Annotated in this window: 15 protein-coding genes; 3 read left to right on the forward strand and 12 right to left on the reverse strand. The window is 64.7% G+C overall.

The features are described 5' to 3' along the window. Positions 1-14 precede the first annotated feature (14 nt). The 4 genes from ACFO5X_RS25335 to ACFO5X_RS25350 are packed head-to-tail and all read right to left on the reverse strand — an operon-like array spanning position 15 to position 4,275. On the reverse strand, positions 15-1,223 hold the full coding sequence (locus ACFO5X_RS25335; protein WP_380722904.1) for a beta-ketoacyl-[acyl-carrier-protein] synthase family protein: 1,209 nt from the start codon (positions 1,221-1,223) through the stop codon (positions 15-17). 17 nt (positions 1,224-1,240) lie between these two features. After that, entirely contained in the window at positions 1,241-1,498 is a 258-nt protein-coding gene (locus ACFO5X_RS25340) for an acyl carrier protein (RefSeq protein WP_380722906.1), read from the reverse strand. A 34-nt stretch (positions 1,499-1,532) separates the two neighbouring features. Then, positions 1,533-2,624, reverse strand: coding sequence for a UDP-3-O-(3-hydroxymyristoyl)glucosamine N-acyltransferase (lpxD, locus tag ACFO5X_RS25345; protein WP_380722908.1), 1,092 nt, complete (start codon positions 2,622-2,624; stop codon positions 1,533-1,535). Between the two features lie 37 nt (positions 2,625-2,661). Next, a complete protein-coding gene (locus ACFO5X_RS25350) occupies positions 2,662-4,275 on the reverse strand; it encodes a L,D-transpeptidase family protein (RefSeq protein WP_380722910.1) in 1,614 nt (537 codons plus the stop codon). Positions 4,276-4,618: 343 nt separating this feature from the next. On the opposite strand from ACFO5X_RS25350, the gene ACFO5X_RS25355 reads away from it, so the two are divergent. Then, positions 4,619-5,188: a peptidoglycan L,D-endopeptidase MepK gene (locus tag ACFO5X_RS25355; protein WP_380722914.1), complete on the forward strand. Its 570-nt coding sequence runs from the start codon at positions 4,619-4,621 to the stop codon at positions 5,186-5,188. 70 nt (positions 5,189-5,258) lie between these two features. Here ACFO5X_RS25355 and ACFO5X_RS25360 read toward each other — a convergent pair whose 3' ends face one another. The 7 genes from ACFO5X_RS25360 to ACFO5X_RS25390 form a co-directional block, all read right to left on the reverse strand. Then, positions 5,259-6,023: a helix-turn-helix transcriptional regulator gene (locus ACFO5X_RS25360; protein ID WP_380722916.1), complete on the reverse strand. Its 765-nt coding sequence runs from the start codon at positions 6,021-6,023 to the stop codon at positions 5,259-5,261. Positions 6,024-6,106: 83 nt separating this feature from the next. Beyond that, positions 6,107-7,441 (reverse strand): branched-chain amino acid ABC transporter permease, encoded by a 1,335-nt coding sequence (locus tag ACFO5X_RS25365; protein ID WP_380722918.1) that lies wholly within the window; start codon positions 7,439-7,441, stop codon positions 6,107-6,109. Continuing rightward, positions 7,438-8,448 carry a branched-chain amino acid ABC transporter permease gene (locus ACFO5X_RS25370; protein ID WP_380722921.1) on the reverse strand — a complete coding sequence of 337 codons (1,011 nt, stop codon included), beginning with the start codon at positions 8,446-8,448 and terminating at the stop codon, positions 7,438-7,440. The genes ACFO5X_RS25365 and ACFO5X_RS25370 overlap by 4 nt, the downstream gene beginning before the upstream one ends. Further along, positions 8,449-8,823, reverse strand: coding sequence for a hypothetical protein (locus ACFO5X_RS25375; protein ID WP_380722925.1), 375 nt, complete (start codon positions 8,821-8,823; stop codon positions 8,449-8,451). Positions 8,824-8,825: 2 nt separating this feature from the next. Next, positions 8,826-9,650: an ABC transporter ATP-binding protein gene (locus ACFO5X_RS25380; protein ID WP_380722931.1), complete on the reverse strand. Its 825-nt coding sequence runs from the start codon at positions 9,648-9,650 to the stop codon at positions 8,826-8,828. Positions 9,651-9,735: 85 nt separating this feature from the next. Then, the gene (locus ACFO5X_RS25385; RefSeq protein ID WP_380722933.1) at positions 9,736-10,518 is read right to left on the reverse strand and encodes an ABC transporter ATP-binding protein; all 783 of its coding nucleotides are present in this window, start codon (positions 10,516-10,518) and stop codon (positions 9,736-9,738) included. Between the two features lie 102 nt (positions 10,519-10,620). Further along, entirely contained in the window at positions 10,621-11,811 is a 1,191-nt protein-coding gene (locus tag ACFO5X_RS25390) for an ABC transporter substrate-binding protein (RefSeq protein ID WP_380722935.1), read from the reverse strand. A 168-nt stretch (positions 11,812-11,979) separates the two neighbouring features. Here ACFO5X_RS25390 and ACFO5X_RS25395 point away from each other — a divergent pair, with 168 nt between their 5' ends. Continuing rightward, positions 11,980-13,071: a PQQ-dependent sugar dehydrogenase gene (locus ACFO5X_RS25395; RefSeq protein WP_380722942.1), complete on the forward strand. Its 1,092-nt coding sequence runs from the start codon at positions 11,980-11,982 to the stop codon at positions 13,069-13,071. On the opposite strand, the gene ACFO5X_RS25400 is transcribed toward ACFO5X_RS25395, so the two are convergent. Next, positions 13,072-14,076, reverse strand: coding sequence for a GlxA family transcriptional regulator (locus ACFO5X_RS25400; protein ID WP_380723248.1), 1,005 nt, complete (start codon positions 14,074-14,076; stop codon positions 13,072-13,074). Positions 14,077-14,236: 160 nt separating this feature from the next. Here ACFO5X_RS25400 and ACFO5X_RS25405 point away from each other — a divergent pair, with 160 nt between their 5' ends. Beyond that, complete coding sequence (locus ACFO5X_RS25405) at positions 14,237-15,607, forward strand: class II 3-deoxy-7-phosphoheptulonate synthase (RefSeq protein ID WP_380722944.1); 1,371 nt, start codon at positions 14,237-14,239, stop codon at positions 15,605-15,607. Positions 15,608-15,733 lie beyond the last annotated feature (126 nt).

Consider the following 15,733-nt stretch of genomic DNA (forward strand, 5'->3'; position numbering starts at 1 on the left):
CCATTTGCTTGCGATCAGACCCGGCGCAGCGCAATCACCGCATTCAGACCGCCAAAGGCAAAGGCGTTGCTGATCGCGATATCGACCTTCGCCTCGCGCGCCGTATTCGGCACCACGTCCAGCGCGCACTCCGGGTCGGGTTCCTCGTATCCGATGGTGGGCGCGATCACACCGTCGCGCAGCGCCATGATGCAGGCCAGCAGCTCGACCGCGCCGGTGCCGCCGATCAGGTGTCCGTGCATCGACTTGGTCGAAGAGATCATCAGCTTGTCCGCCTGCGGCCCGAAGACATCGGCCACCGCCGCGCATTCGGTCTTGTCGTTGGCGGTGGTGCCGGTGCCATGGGCATTGATATAACCGACCTCGCTCCGGTCGATCCGCGCATCGGCCAGCGCGCCGGCCATCGCCCGCGCCGCGCCCTGCTTCGAGGGCATCACGATATCGGCCGCGTCCGAGGACATGGCATAGCCGATCACCTCGCAGAGGATCTCGGCGCCGCGCGCGCGGGCGTGCTCGTATTCCTCGAAGACGAAGATCCCGGCGCCTTCGCCCTGCACCATGCCGTTGCGGTTGAGCGAGAAGGGGCGGCAGGCGTCCTTGGACATCACCCGCAGGCCCTCCCAGGCCTTGACCCCGCCAAAGCACAGCATCGACTCCGACCCGCCGGTCACCATCGCCGGCGCCATGCCCGAACGCACCATCGCGAAGGCCTGCGCCATCGCATGGTTGGACGAGGCACAGGCGGTCGAGACGGTGAAGGACGGCCCCTTGAGGTTATATTCCATCGACACGTGGCTGGCCGCCGCGTTGTTCATCAGCTTCGGGACCACGAAGGGATGGACCCGGTTCTTGCCTTCCTCGTAGACCGCCCGGTAGTTGTCGTCCCAGGTCGACACACCGCCGCCGGCGGTGCCCAGCACCACGCCCGACCGGGCCGCGACATCGCCCTGGAACTCCAGCCCCGACTGGGCAATGGCCTCCTGCGCCGCCGCCAGCGTGAACTGGGTGAACCGGTCGTAGAGCGTCATCTGCTGGCGGTTGAAGCGGCCCTCGGCCTCGAAGCCGCGGACCTGACCGCCGATGCGGATGGCCAGACGCTCGACATCGCGAAACTCCAGATCGCCGATCCCGCAGCGCCCCTCGCGCATCGCCTCCAGCGTTTCCGGCACCGAATGACCCAGCGCGTTGATCGTTCCGGCGCCGGTGATGACCACCCGTTTCATGGCAACGGTCCCATCGATCAGCCCTTCCGGGCGACCAGACTTTCGATGCCGCTGACAATCGCGGCAACGCTGGAAATGTCGAAATCGCCCGATCCGGGCTCGTTCGCGTTGAAGGGAATGGAGATGTCGAACTCTTCCTCGATGGCGAAGATGCTTTCGACCAGCCCCAGGCTGGAAATGCCCAGCTCCTCGAGCGTGCTGTCCGGGGTCACGTCAGCAGGGTCAAGCACGGCCTGTTCGGCGATGATCGCGATGACCCGGTCCTGGATGCTCAATTCCGCCTCCATCCTCTGCTGGCTCGCCGCTCCATTACTCGGTCCCCTCGTCTTTGAAAACTGCCTTTTTCAGCGCCGCAATGTCGCGGGCAAGGCGGGGCAGGCGGCGGATCACCTTGTAAGCCTCTGTAAAGGCATCCATCTTGACCGCCGGGTAACCCATCATCACACGCCCCTCGGGGACGTTCGACAGGATCTTGGTGGCTCCGGCGGCAATCACCCTGTCACCCACCATCAGATTGTCGCCAACCCCGGTCTGACCACCCAGCACCACGTTGTTGCCGATGACCGAGGACCCCGCGATGCCGGCCTGCGCGCAGACCAGACAGTCGGTTCCGATGCGCACGTTGTGGCCGACCTGAACCAGACTGTCGATCTTGGTGCCCGCGCCGATGAAGGTGTCGCGGATGGTCCCGTTGTCGACGGTGGTATTGGCACCGATCTCGACATCGTCGCCGATGGTGACCGCGCCCAGCGAATGGATCCGCAGCCAGGCCTGCGGTTTGGTCTCGCCTTGGTCGCCCAGCGTGGCGCGGGCCATCTCGACACCCGAGATCTCGGGCGTGACAAAGGAGAACCCGTCTCCGCCGATCCGCACGCCCGGCTGCGCGACGAAACGCGCGCCGATGGTGGCGCGCGCGCCGATGCTGACCATCTCGCGCAGCAGGGCCTTCTCGCCCAGGCTCACATCCGCCCCGATTGCGCAATGCGGCCCGATCACCGATCCCGCGCCAATCCGCGCGCGAGGGCCGATGACCGTCAGCGCACCGACCGACACGCCCTCGCCAATTTCGGCGGTGGGGTCGATGACGGCGGAAGGATGAATGCCGGACGTGAACCCCTGACCGGGGTCCAGCAGCGCGGTCACGCCGGACATCGCCAGCCGCCCGCGCGGCGCGAAGATCGCCGCTTTCAGCCCCAGCGCCTGCCAGTCTGCGCCGGGCGAGAGCAGGGCAACCCGTGCCTTGCCCTTGGGAATATCCGCCTGAAAGCGCGCGACCATCGCCATGGCCAGATCGTCGGCGTCCGCGGTCGCGGGCTCGGCGGCGCGCTCAATCCGCAACGCCACGTCGCCAACTGCTTCAGCCCCGATGGCGTCCGCGATGTCCTGAACAGAATACGTCATGCAAGCGGCCCTCTGCTTGTCGCTTCGGGCCGCAGACTTAGCCCTGAACCGAAGGCAGCGCCACCCCGGCGCGTTGCAGCGCATCCCAGATCTTGCCGTCGCGGCCATAGACGTCGCGGCGGAACTCGGTGCGCCCGCGTGCGTCGATCTCGGCGGTGCGATAGATCAGATGCACCGGCACGTGCTGTTCCAGATCGACCTTGGTCTCGCGTCCCGATTTCAGGATGTTCTGGAAAAAGCTCTGCGGATCCTCGGTCTGGACCGCCAGCAGCGCATAGGCAAAGTCGAACGGGTCGGCCAGACGGATACAGCCGTGCGAATAGGCGCGCACCTCGCGCGAGAACAGGTTCTTTGCCGGCGTGTCGTGCAGATAGATGTTGTTCGCGTTGGGGAACATGAACTTCACCTTGCCCAGCGCGTTGGCGTCGCCCGGTGCCTGGCGCATGTCGAAGGGGAAGTTGCGCGTGCTGAACTGGGTGAAATCCATGTTCGCGCGGTCCACCCGGCGGCCCCGGCTGTCGGTGATGATCAGATGCCGTGCGGCGTTCGGATTGTTCTGCAGTTGCGGCAGATATTCCTTGACGATGATAGAGCGCGGCACATGCCAGCTCGGGTTGATGATCATGTGCTCCATCTCGTCCGAGAATTCCGGACTGCGTCGGTCGCCCTGATCCATGCCGATCACCGAACGGGTCTCGAAGGTCACCCGGCCGTCATCGATGATCTTGGCGGTGAAATCGGTCATGTTCACCAGGATATGGCGCTTGCCGCGCGGGATGTTCATCCAGCGCTCGCGCTCCAGCGCGACGACGATGGATTTCAGCCGGTCATCGGCCGAGATGTTGATCTCGTCCACCGTTCCGGCCCCGGCCACACCATCCTCGAGCAGGCCATGGGCGTGCTGGAACACGCGCACCGCTTCTTCCAGCGCCGCGTCATAGTCGCGCGACACGCTGCGCTCCATGTATCCCATCGCGATCAGGCGGTTGCGCATCGCCACCACCGCGTCGCCGCTGTCGCCCGGCTTCAGGCTGTTGGCGGGAACGGTCGGGCCCCAGCCGCCCGCGGCGATCAGACGCTCGAAGCGGATCTTCTCCTTCATCAGCTCGCGGTATTCCGGGTTGTGCGGCGCGAGGCTGGCGAAATAGGCGCGCGGGTTGTTTGTCGACAGGCCCTTCAGCAACTCGGTGCCATCCCGGCGCGGCACTTCGCGCAGGATTCCGGCATCGATCTGCGAGGGAACCAGAATGCCCGAAGAGATGTCATGCGCGTAATGCAGGAAGGCCAGCGACAGCGCGACCTCGACCATGCCGATATCGCGCGTCGTATGTGCCGCCTTCATCTTGTTCAGCAGCCCGGCGGCATCGTAGCGCGAGGCCGGCAGACCATGCTTGTCGACATCGGCGAGGGCGGCCATCAACGCAGCGCGGCGGGCGGTGAAAACCTCGCCCTCGCCGGTCCAGAGCGGTGCGTAATTCGCCTGGCGATAAAAGGCGGCAACCTCGTCGTCCTGCGCGGCCGCTTCGGCGACTGCCTGTTTATAGGCGGTCACCTGCGCCTTTGCGGGCGTGGTGGGCACACCAAAGCTCATCGCCGCAAGCGCGATCACGGCGCAAGTATGGGTGGCGGTCCATCGCATCTTCACGAACATTCTGTTGTGCCCTCTAAATCTGGTAGTTGGTCTATATCACATGTCCCTTAACAGAAAAGTTAGGAAATCACGGGATGGTGTCCACTCACTATTCCGCCAGATCCGGGATTAGTTGCGGCAGGGCGATCTGTGGCAGGCGAAACGGCCACAGTGTGACAAATTTGCGCTCATGCGCAAGAATTTGCCGAAACTTGGGCGTGTCTAAAACTCGGACGATTCCGCTGTTGGCGCAGGATTCTCGCCGTGCCATAAACTGTGCACATCTGTGGGGATGGATGAACCGAACTGGCGCGTAACATCGCGCCTGGGCAGGATAAAACACCAGCGTACGGGACGACGCAGCATGATGGACAGCAATAATCCGGGTCTTTCCCGGCGTGCCCTACTGGGCGTATTCGCAGCAACAGCAGTATCCGCAGCACCAACGTTTTCAAAGGCAGCCGGGTTCCTTCGGGGCGGCGGCGATGTCCGAAAGGTCCGGATGTATTCCGGCCGCACGGGCGAACGTCTGGACATGGTCTATTGGGTCGATGGCCAATACATCAAGGAATCGCTGAACGAGATCACGCATTTCATGCGCGACTGGCGGACCGACCAGACGAAGACGATCGACCCGCGCACGATCGACATCATGGCCGCAGCGCACAACCTGCTGGATGTCAACGAACCCTACATGATGCTTTCGGGCTATCGCTGCCCCGAAACCAACGCGATGCTCCGCTCGCGCTCGCGCGGGGTTGCCAAGAATTCGCTGCACATGCGCGGCCAGGCCGCCGATCTGCGGCTTGCCTCGCGCTCGGTCAGCCAGATGGCCCGCGCCGCCATGGCCTGCAGCGCCGGTGGAGTCGGCAAATACTCCCGCTCGAATTTCGTGCATATGGATTGCGGCGTCGTGCGTCACTGGGGCGCCTGAAGAGACTTGCGCCGCCGTCCCGCGGCGCATCCCTTTGCAACGGGCCCGGCAAGCGCCGGGCCTTTTTGTTTCAGGCCGTCAGCAGGTTCAGCGAGGCCGCCTTCTTCACCGCATGGGCGGTGGTCTGGGCATCAAGCGAATCCCGCGCCATCCGCAGGTGTTTCTCTACCGTCGCAATGGACAGACCCATGATGGTCGCGATGTCCTGAGTCGTCTTGCCCAGCGAATACCACTCCAGCGACTCGCGCTGGCGCGTGGTCAGCGGCCGGCGCAGGCCGGTGCGGGGCAGGGTGCCTACCCGCAGGTGCATCAGGTTGCAGAGCAGAACGATATCCGCCCCGACCCGTGCCCAAAGCGCATTTGCCGCCTCCTGATCCATGCCGTTCGAGGGGCTGAAGCCGATCACCCCTTTCATGCCCGGCACCACATCGTTCAGACTGCCCACGAAACCGGCGCTGAAGCCGAATTGCAGGTTCAGCTGGGCAATCCGCATCTGCTGCGCGCTCGGCGGCTTGCCGTATTGCACGATCGCTTCGGGCCAGCTGACAAAGCCGCTGTTGCGTTCGGCCCAGTCATAGGTCGGCGAATGCAGATAAAGCTCCTCTCCCAAGTAGATATCCGCATATTCCCGCGGCCCGCGATGCAGGATCAGCGCATCGCGCGGCTCGCCGATGATCCCCCGTTCGGGAAACCGGGTGGCGCCATAGATCATGTTGTCGAACCCATAGGCGCTCAGCGCATCCGCGAAGATCTCCCAGACAGCGGGTATCGTCGTGGCAGCGATGATGTCGGCGGTGACGGCAGTCAGCGCGCGCGGCCCTGGCACGTCCTGCATATCCTGATCCGGTTGTATGTCCCCATCCGGGTCAAGACTGCGCGCATTCCCAGCGTGGCGCAAGCGTTGATGGCACGCCGGCACTACTTCTCGGGAATCAGGCCCCTTGGACTGAATCGCAGCACCAGCAGGAGGACCAGCCCCATGGTAAACAGCCGCATATGCGCCGCGCTGCCCATCAGGTGGGTCTTCAGCCAATAGCCCTCGGGCATCCCCGAGGTGACCAGCTGCATCAGCCAGATCCCCCAGGGTTCGACCTGCACCCAGAGATACCAGATCAGGAACCCGCCCAGCACCGCGCCAAAGTTGTTGCCCGACCCGCCGACGATCACCATCACCCAGATCAGGAAGGTAAACCGCAGCGGCTGATAAGTGCCCGGTGTCAGCTGGCTGTCCACCGTGGTCATCATCGCGCCCGCCAGCCCGCAGATCGCCGAGCCGAGCACGAAGATCTGGAGGTGCCGCCGGGTCACGTCCTTGCCCATGGCCTCAGCCGCGACCTCGTTGTCGCGGATCGCCCGCACCATCCGGCCCCAGGGGCTTTTCAGCGCCATCTGCGCCATCCACAGCAGGATCAGCAGCACGACGAGGAACATGAAGAAATAGAGCAGCTTGACATAGACCGTCGACCCCTCGACCGGATCGAACCCCCAGGAGGCCGCCGACGCGACAAAGCCCGGATCGGCCTGCAGGTCGATTTCGTAGGGCACCGGGCGCGGAATACCGACCACGTTCTTGACGCCCCGGCTCAGCCAGTCCTCGTTCTTCAGAACGGCGATGATGATCTCGGCAATCCCCAGCGTCGCGATGGCGAGGTAGTCCGACCGCAGCCCCAACGCGGTCTTGCCGATCAGCCAGGCCGCGCCCGCGGCCAGCACGCCGCCGAACAGCCAGGCCAGGACCATGATCAGCCCGTAGTCGCGATAGTTCTCGCCGCCCGGATTGATGCCGCCCAGGTTGCCCTGCAGCGCCGGGTTGATCGCCTCCACCGCCTCGACCGCCGGGTCGAGCACGGCGCGGAAAATGAAGAACCCCGCCACCAGCACAACCGTGACGATCAGGCTGCGCTTCAGCCCCTTCTCCATCCGCTTCATCACCAGAACCGCGCCGATGATGGTGGCGGCGCCTAGCGCCAGCCCGGCGAGGATGCCAAGCCCCCCGGCCGACCATGCCTCTTTCACCGGCGGCATGCCGACCAGCACGGCCGCCAGCCCGCCCAGCGCGACGAAACCCATGATCCCGACATTGAACAGCCCGGCATAGCCCCACTGCAGGTTGACCCCGATCGCCATGATGGCCGAAATCAGGCCCATGTTCAGGATCACCAGCGCCGAGTTCAGTCCCTGCTGAACCCCGACCAGCGCGATCAGCCCGGCCATGATGACAAAAAGGCCGACGTTCCGGATGGTGTCGTTCATACCGATTTCCCCTTGAACAGGCCGGTGGGCTTGAACAGCAGCACGATCAGCAGGATCGCGAAGGACACCGCGAACTTGTAATCCGTGCTCATCAGCTGGACGAGGCTGTCAGGCTCCCATCCGCCGGGCGCCAGATAGCCCAGCACCTTCTTCCAGGCATAGGTCACCGTCACTTCCGAAAAGGCGATGACGAACCCGCCGGCGATGGCCCCCAGCGGGTTGCCCAGCCCGCCAACGATGGCCGCCGCGAAGATCGGCAGCAGCAGCTGGAAATAGGTGAAGGGCTTGAAGGTCTTGTCGAGGCCGTAAAGCACGCCCGCCACCGTGGTCAGCGCGGCGATGATCAGCCAGGTATAGGTCACCACCCGCTCGGGGTTGATGCCGGATAGCAGCGCCAGATCCTCATTGTCGGAATAGGCGCGCATCGACTTGCCGGTGCGCGTCTTGTTCAGGAACCAGAACAGCAGCGCCACCGCGATCACCGTGGTCACCACCGTGATCCCCTGCGAGGTGCGGATCGACAGGCCTTCCTCGAGGCCTGTCCAGGCCTTGAAGTCCCGCGCCGAGATGATGAACCGCTCGCCATCGGCGAATTGCTGGTCGTCCGGCCCGATCACGAAGCGGACGATGCCGTTCATGATGAACATCACGCCCAGGCTGACGATGACCAGGATGACCGGCTTGGCCTTCTGCTGCCGGTAAAAGCGATAGACCATCCGGTCGGTCGCCAGCAGCAGCGCCATTGTGGCTAGGATCCCGAAGGGCAGGGCCAGCAGGGCGGTGGGCATGACACCCAGGTGAATGCCCTTGGACTGCATCCACCAGGTCACCAGGATCGTGATCATCGCACCAAAGGCCATCGTGTCGCCATGCGCGAAGTTCGAGAACCGCAGGATGCCATAGATCAGCGTCACCCCCAGCGCCCCCAGCGCCAGCTGGCTGCCATAGGCGACACCCGGGATCAGAACGTAATTCGAAACGGCGATCAGCGCGTTCAACGGGTCCATTCAGCTGGTCTCCAGGGTGCAGCGGCCGGTATGCGTCTGGGCCGAGGGAGTCATGAAATTGCCATGCAGCGACAGGAAGGCGGCGCCATTGGCGAAGATCGAGAGCAGGCCAGCGGCTCCGGCATCGGGGTCGATGTCGCTCGACACGAAATGCCGCGCGGTCTCCGAGCTGTCGAATTCGGTGAAGGTGCCCAGCGTCTCGTCTTTCATCACCAGCACCCAGCCGGTCGGGGCAGGGGCCAGCGAGGCGCTGAAGGGCGCATCCGCCCCGCAATCCGAGGTGCCGCAGCCCTTGTCGAAGGTGCAGGTGAATTGCTCGGCGGCCAGCATGGACGGCATCAGAGCCAGAGCGGGCGCGAAATATCGCAGGCGCATCCTCATCCCCCCAGGAAACTCCGCCGGACTTCCGCGTCTTCAAGCAGCTCCTTGCCCGAACCCGTATGCGCGTTCCGCCCCTGCACCAGCACATAGCCTTTGTCGGCGATCTCCAGCGCCTGCCGGGCGTTCTGTTCCACCATCAGGATCGGGATGCCGGTTCGGCTGACCTCGATGATCCGGTCGAAGAGTTCGTCCATCACGATGGGCGAGACACCGGCGGTCGGCTCGTCCAGCATCAGCACCTTGGGCTTGGTCATCAGCGCGCGGCCCACCGCAACCTGCTGGCGCTGCCCGCCGGACAGTTCCCCGGCCGGCTGGCGGCGCTTGTCCTTCAGGATCGGGAACAGGTCATAGACCTGCGCCATCGTGTCCCGGAAATCGTCGGTGCGGATGAAGGCGCCCATCTCCAGGTTCTCCTCCACCGTCAGCGAGGTGAAGATGTTGCTGGTCTGCGGTACGAACCCCATACCCTTGATCACCCGGTCCTGTGGCGACAGGTCGGTGATGTCCTCGCCGTCCAGCCTAACGTGGCCGCCGTGCAGGTTGAGCATCCCGAAGATCGCCTTCATCGCCGTCGACTTGCCCGCGCCGTTAGGGCCGACGATCACCGCAATCTCGCCCCTGTCGACCGCGATGGTGCAGTCGGTCAGGATGTCCGGCCCCTTGCCATAGCCGCCGGTCATCGCCTCGCCCACCAGGAACGGGCCGCCCGGCGCGGCGCGGGCGCTGCCACCCCTGCGAAATTCGGCCTCGCCCCCGGCGCGCGGATTGGCGATGGTGAAATCCTTGTTGCCGCGGTCGTCCTGATACGGATTGCCGCTCATCCCCGCGCCCCTTCTTCCTCTTGCCGCAAATATCCTCGGGGGGTCCGGGGGGCAGACAGCCCCCCGGCCTCCGTCGCCCGCGCGCTCACGTGCCCACCTTGTCGCGATGCTTGAGCCCGGTGCCGAGATAGGCCTCGATCACATGCTCGTTCGCCTTGATCTCGGCCAGCGTGCCCTCGGCCAGCACCTTGCCCTCGGCCATGCAGATCACCGGATCGCAAAGCCGTTCGATAAAATCCATGTCGTGCTCGATCACGACGAAGGTATAGCCACGCTCCTTGTTCAGCCGCAGGATGGCGTCGCCGATGGTGTTCAGCAGCGTCCGGTTCACCCCGGCGCCGACCTCGTCCAGGAAGACGATCTTCGCGTCCACCATCATCGTGCGCCCGAGTTCCAGCAGCTTCTTCTGCCCGCCCGAAATTTCGCCCGCCTTCTGGTCGGCCAGATGCGAGATGGTGAGGAAGTCCAGCACCTCGTCGGCTTTTGCCCGCAGCGCGCGTTCCTCCTCGGCGATCCGCTTGCGGCCGAACCAGGTGTTCCACAGCGACTCTCCCGACTGGTTGCCCGGCACCATCATCAGGTTCTCGCGGCAGCTCATCGAGCTGAACTCATGCGCGATCTGGAAGGTGCGCAGCAGCCCCTTGTGGAACAGCTCATGCGGCGGCAGGCCGGTGATATCCTCGCCCGCCATGGTCACCTTCCCCGAGGTCGGTTGAAGAACCCCGGCGATCACGTTGAAAAGCGTGGTCTTTCCTGCGCCGTTTGGCCCGATCAGCCCGGTGATCGAGCCTTCGGCGATCGACAAAGTGGCACCGTCGACCGCATGAAAGCCGCCAAAGTGCTTGTGCACGTCATGGACGTCGATCATCGCGTCCCCCTGTCATGCCGCCATTGTCCGGCGGTCATATTATGGTTGTTGCCGGGGTCCCCGGGCGCATGGCCCGGGACCCCCGTGTTTCAGGTCCCGCGATCAGCGGAAGCGGACGGTTTCGTTCTTGCCGTCCTTGACCTCGATCTCGCGATAGCTGCCGGCGCTTTCGCCGGGTCCGATCAGCTCGACCGCCGAGGCGCCGACATAGTCGATGTCGCCGCCGGCCTTGATGATCTCCAGCCCCTTGGCCAGGTCGCCGGGATAGATCTTTTCGCCCGGTGCGTTGGCCACTTCCAGGATCTTCGGCCCATAGGCGGCCGGATCGGTCGAATTGGCCGCCTGCATGGCGAAGAGGAACAGCGCCGCCGCGTCATAGGACTCGGGCGAATAGGGCGAGGTCACGTCAAAGGCGCCGCCGGCCAGTTCCTTCAGCTTCTCGATGCCTTCGCCGCCCGAACCGGCGATCTGGCCGAACGAGCCGTCGAGGTCGGGACCGATGGTCTTGGGCAGGTTTTCCCCGATCATGCCGCCGGGCAGGCCGAAGGTCTCCCAGGCGCCGGCGTCCAGCGCCGCCTTGATGACGCCCGCGCCGCCCTGATCGAGATAGCCCGCGACAACCAGCAGATCGCCACCGGCCGCGGCCAGCGCGCCGACTTCGGCGGAATAGTCGGCCTTGCCGTCCTCATGCGCCGCATAGATCGTGACCTTGCCGCCCGCGGCCTCGAAGTTCGACTTGATCGCGTCGGCCAGGCCCTTGCCATAGTCGTTGTTGGTATAGGTCAGCGCGATCGACTTGATGCCGCGATCCATCAGGATATCGGTCATCACCTGGCCTTCGCGCGCATCCGACGGCGCAGTGCGGAAGAACAGGTCCTTGTCGTCGACCGTGGACAGGCCCGGCGAGGTGGCCGAAGGCGAGATCATCACCATCCCGTTCGGGATCGCCACGTTCTGCAGCACCGCGCCGGTGACGCCCGAGCAGTCGCCGCCGATGATGCCGTTCACGCCGTCGGCGATCAGCTTTTCGGCGTTCGAGGTGGCCAGGCCATTGTCGATACAGCCGGTGTCCGCGCGCAGCGCCGTCACCTTGGCGCCATCCAGCAGCAGGCCGCTGTCATTCACTTCCTTGATCGCCATTTCCGCAGCCGAGGCCATCGGAATGGTCAAGGATTCAATTGGTCCGGTAAAGCCGATCAGAATGCCCAGCTTGACCTCCTTGCCATGTGCCTCGGCATGGGCCGATCCGGTCATCAGCGCGGTCGCGGCAGTGGCCAATAGCAGCTTTTTCATGCATTTACTCCCTGGTTGGAACATGAATGTTCAGAGTCAAGCCTAGGCAAGCTTTGCACAAAAGGGAAGAGCTTCGATATCGGGCTGACGCTGGATCACCAGCCGGTGACGCCGACTTGTGCAGCCAGTCTCAGTCCCTATCTCGAAGGTTCAAGCCGGAGTTTCCCAATGCGTTTGCTGAGCTGTCTCATTTCCATTCTTTCCCTGGGTCTTCCCGCCGCTTTGGCGGCGCAGCCGCTCGCCGACCAGGTGACCCTGACGCGCATGGCGGACGGGCTCAAGGAACCCTGGGCGGTCGATGTGCTGCCGGACGGAGGGTTTCTGGTGACCGAGCGCGAAGGGGCGATGTGGCATTTCACCAACAACGGGCGGCACCGGCTGTCCGGCGTTCCCGAGGTGCGGGCGCGCGGGCAGGGCGGCCTGCTCGACGTGACCGTCGCCCGCGATTTCGACCGGACGCGCGCGCTGTTCCTGACCTATGTTCTCCCGCAGGAGACCGGCGGCAGCACCGCGCTGGCCGTGGCCCGCCTGTCGGAGGACGGGACCGCGCTCGAGGATGTGAAACGGATTTTCGCCGCCCGGCCCGCCGGCAGTTCCGGCCACCACTTCGGTAGCCGGGTGGTCGAGGCAGCGGATGGCACGCTGTATGTCACGCTCGGCGAACGCGGACACGGGCCCTCGGCGCAGGATCTCGCATCGCACAACGGGTCCACCGTGCGGATCAACCGCGACGGCACCGTGCCCAAGGACAATCCCTTTGTCGGCCGCGCCGGCGCGCTGCCCGAAATCTGGTCCTACGGCCACCGCAACGTGCAGGGCGCCGCGCTTGATCTCGACGGGCGGCTGATCACCTCGGAACATGGTGCCAAGGGCGGCGACGAGATCAACCGCTCGATCCGCGGCGCCAATTTCGGTTGGCCGGTCATCAGCTATGGCGTGCATTATACCGGCGCAAAGATCGGCGAAGGCACCCGCAAGGAGGGGATGGAACAGCCCGCCTTCTACTGGGATCCCTCCATCGCGCCCTCTGGCCTGATGGTCTATTCCGGCAGGCTCTGGCCCGAATGGAAGGGCGACGTCTTCGTCGGTTCGCTCAAGTTCGACTACATCGCGCGCCTGAACGGCGAGCCGATGCAGGAGGCGGAACAGCTGAAGGGTCCTGAAACTCAGCGCGTCCGCGACGTGATCGAGGCGCCGGACGGCAGCATCTGGTTCCTGTCCGTGGGGCAGGGCGCCGTCTATCGGATGACGCCGCGGTGATCAGATCGACAGCCGCGCCGCGTGGCTGCCGCGCTCGCGATAGGGCGTCGTGTCGTAATGGGCGCGATAGCACTTCGAGAAATGCGACGGCGAGGCAAAGCCGCAGGCCAGCGCCACGTTGATCACGCTCATGTCCGTCTGCATCAGCAGGTTTCGGGCCTTCTGCAGCCGCAGCTCCATGTAATACCGTTTGGGCGAACGGTTCAGATAGCGTCGGAACAGCCGTTCCAGCTGCCGGGTCGACATGCCGACATCGCGGGCAAGGGTTGCCGGGCTGATCGGCTCCTCGATATTGGTCTCCATCATCTGGATGACCTGGCTCAGCTTGGGATGGCGTACGCCGATCCGGGTCGGAACCGACAGACGCTGCGTATCCTGATCGGTGCGGATCGAGGAGTAGATCAGCTGGTCGGCCACCGCATTGGCCAGATCCTCGCCCTGCTGGTCGGCGATCAGCTTCAGCATCAGGTCGATGGACGAGGTGCCGCCGGCCGTCGTCATCCGGTTCCCGTCGATCACGAAGACCGACTTGGTCAGCTGGACCTCTTCGAACTCCTCGGCAAAGCTGTCGGCGTTCTCCCAGTGGATCGTGGCACGCTTGCTGTCCAGCAGCCCCGCCTTGGCCAGCGTGAAGGCGGCGGTGCAGAGCCCGCCCACCACAAGCCCCCGGCGCGCCTCGCGCCGCAGCCAGTTCAGCAGCCGCTTGGTCGTCGCGTCCTGAATGTCGATGCCGCCGCAGACCAGGATCGTGTCCTCGCGCGTCAGTTCGGCGAAATCGCCGTCGACCTGAAACACCACGCCCGCCGAACAGCTGACCGGCTTGCCATCCTCGCTGACCAGCCGCCAGGAATAGAGCTTCTGATCCGCCATGCGGTTGGCGATCCGGAGGCTTTCCAGAGCGGCGGAAAAGCTCAGCAGCGTGAAGTTGTCGACAAGAACGAAGACGAACTCTCGCGTCTTCGGAACCGGCGCCATGGCCTTGGCCACCTGACGGTGCTCTTTCATGGTGCGGACCCCCTTGGCGCCGCGCGCCTTTGCCGAAGCGAAGCGCACCAGCATTTTCAGAGCTTTTCAGCGACGTCAAGTGGTCGCATTTCGGATATGGCCAGTCGTCGCGCGGTTTTGTATAACACGGTCCTCACGACTGTGCAGAAAGGGTGTGGCAATGGGCGACTGGCAAAAGACGAACTGGCGGAACAAACCGCGGGTGCAGATGCCGGATTATCCCGATGCCGGGGCTCTGGCCGCGGCCGAGGCGCAACTGGCGAAATATCCGCCGCTGGTCTTTGCCGGCGAGGCGCGCCGCCTGAAGAAGGCACTTGGCGCGGCTTCGGAGGGCCGGGCCTTCCTGCTGCAGGGCGGCGACTGCGCCGAAAGCTTTGCCGAATTCTCGGCCGACAACATCCGCGACACCTTCAAGGTGATGCTGCAGATGGCGATGGTGCTGACCTATGGCGCCAAGGTGCCGGTTGTGAAGGTCGGCCGCATGGCGGGACAATTCGCCAAGCCGCGCTCCGCGCCGACCGAAGTGCTGGGCGGGGTCGAGCTGCCCTCCTACCGCGGCGACATCATCAACGATCTCGACTTCACCCCCGAAGCGCGGATCCCGAACCCGGCCAAGATGCTGCAGGCCTATACCCAGGCCGCGGCGACGCTGAACCTGCTGCGCGCATTTTCGACCGGTGGTTTCGCCGATATCCACCGCGTCCACTCCTGGACACTGGGCTTCACAGACGGCGAGGATGCGGAACGCTACCGCGAGATGGCGGGGCGCATTCAGGACTCGCTCGACTTCATGGCGGCGGCGGGCCTCAGCGGCGAGAACACGCACGAGCTGCATACGGTCGACTATTACACCTCGCACGAAGCGCTGCTGCTGGAATACGAAGAGGCGCTGTGCCGGATCGACTCGACCACGGGGTTGCCGGTGGCCGGTTCGGGCCACATGATCTGGATCGGCGACCGCACGCGGCAGCCGGACGGCGCGCATGTCGAATTCTGCCGGGGCGTGCAGAACCCCATCGGTCTGAAGTGCGGCCCCTCGACCACGCCGGACGACCTGAAAAAGCTGTTGGCCAGGCTGAACCCGACGAACGAGGCCGGGCGGCTGACGCTGATCGCGCGCTTTGGCGCCGGCAAGGTGGGCGACCACCTGCCCAAGCTGATCCGGACCGTGCGCGAGGAGGGGGCGAAGGTCCTGTGGACCTGCGACCCGATGCACGGCAACACGGTCAAGGCGGCCTCGGGCTACAAGACGCGGCTGTTCGACTCGATCCTGCGCGAGGTGCAGGAGTTCTTCGCGATCCACAAATCCGAAGGCACGGTGCCCGGCGGCGTCCATTTCGAGATGACCGGCAAGGACGTGACCGAATGCACCGGCGGCGTGCGGGCGATCACCGACGAGGATCTGGGCGACCGCTATCACACCGCCTGCGACCCGCGCCTGAACGCCAGCCAGTCGCTGGAACTGGCCTTCCTGGTGGCCGAGGAACTGTCGAATCTGCGCGCCGATCGTGCGGCCCGGGCGGCGATCTGACCGCCTGAACGCAACGTCTGGAAGGCGTCCCAGCTAGGACGCCTTTCAAGATATTGATTCTAAATTTGAATTTCCGAGTGACGGTTCAGGACGCCTTTTCGCGTCGCCCTGAGGTTCGGCCCGGGC

Origin of the sequence: Seohaeicola nanhaiensis, from assembly GCF_042654245.1 — a bacterium.
Taxonomy (GTDB): Bacteria; Pseudomonadota; Alphaproteobacteria; order Rhodobacterales; family Rhodobacteraceae; genus Seohaeicola_A; species Seohaeicola_A nanhaiensis.

What these genes read in the sequence shown, in the direction of transcription:
- ACFO5X_RS25335 (WP_380722904.1), bottom strand. Translation starts at nt 1,223, where the DNA reads ATGAAACGGGTGGTCATCACCGGCGCCGGAACGATCAACGCGCTGGGT.
- lpxD (WP_380722908.1), bottom strand. Translation starts at nt 2,624, where the DNA reads ATGACGTATTCTGTTCAGGACATCGCGGACGCCATCGGGGCTGAAGCA.
- ACFO5X_RS25350 (WP_380722910.1), bottom strand. Translation starts at nt 4,275, where the DNA reads ATGTTCGTGAAGATGCGATGGACCGCCACCCATACTTGCGCCGTGATC.
- ACFO5X_RS25355 (WP_380722914.1), top strand. Translation starts at nt 4,619, where the DNA reads ATGATGGACAGCAATAATCCGGGTCTTTCCCGGCGTGCCCTACTGGGC.
- ACFO5X_RS25360 (WP_380722916.1), bottom strand. Translation starts at nt 6,023, where the DNA reads ATGCAGGACGTGCCAGGGCCGCGCGCGCTGACTGCCGTCACCGCCGAC.
- ACFO5X_RS25365 (WP_380722918.1), bottom strand. Translation starts at nt 7,441, where the DNA reads ATGAACGACACCATCCGGAACGTCGGCCTTTTTGTCATCATGGCCGGG.
- ACFO5X_RS25370 (WP_380722921.1), bottom strand. Translation starts at nt 8,448, where the DNA reads ATGGACCCGTTGAACGCGCTGATCGCCGTTTCGAATTACGTTCTGATC.
- ACFO5X_RS25375 (WP_380722925.1), bottom strand. Translation starts at nt 8,823, where the DNA reads ATGCGCCTGCGATATTTCGCGCCCGCTCTGGCTCTGATGCCGTCCATG.
- ACFO5X_RS25380 (WP_380722931.1), bottom strand. Translation starts at nt 9,650, where the DNA reads ATGAGCGGCAATCCGTATCAGGACGACCGCGGCAACAAGGATTTCACC.
- ACFO5X_RS25385 (WP_380722933.1), bottom strand. Translation starts at nt 10,518, where the DNA reads ATGATCGACGTCCATGACGTGCACAAGCACTTTGGCGGCTTTCATGCG.
- ACFO5X_RS25390 (WP_380722935.1), bottom strand. Translation starts at nt 11,811, where the DNA reads ATGAAAAAGCTGCTATTGGCCACTGCCGCGACCGCGCTGATGACCGGA.
- ACFO5X_RS25395 (WP_380722942.1), top strand. Translation starts at nt 11,980, where the DNA reads ATGCGTTTGCTGAGCTGTCTCATTTCCATTCTTTCCCTGGGTCTTCCC.
- ACFO5X_RS25400 (WP_380723248.1), bottom strand. Translation starts at nt 14,076, where the DNA reads ATGAAAGAGCACCGTCAGGTGGCCAAGGCCATGGCGCCGGTTCCGAAG.
- ACFO5X_RS25405 (WP_380722944.1), top strand. Translation starts at nt 14,237, where the DNA reads ATGGGCGACTGGCAAAAGACGAACTGGCGGAACAAACCGCGGGTGCAG.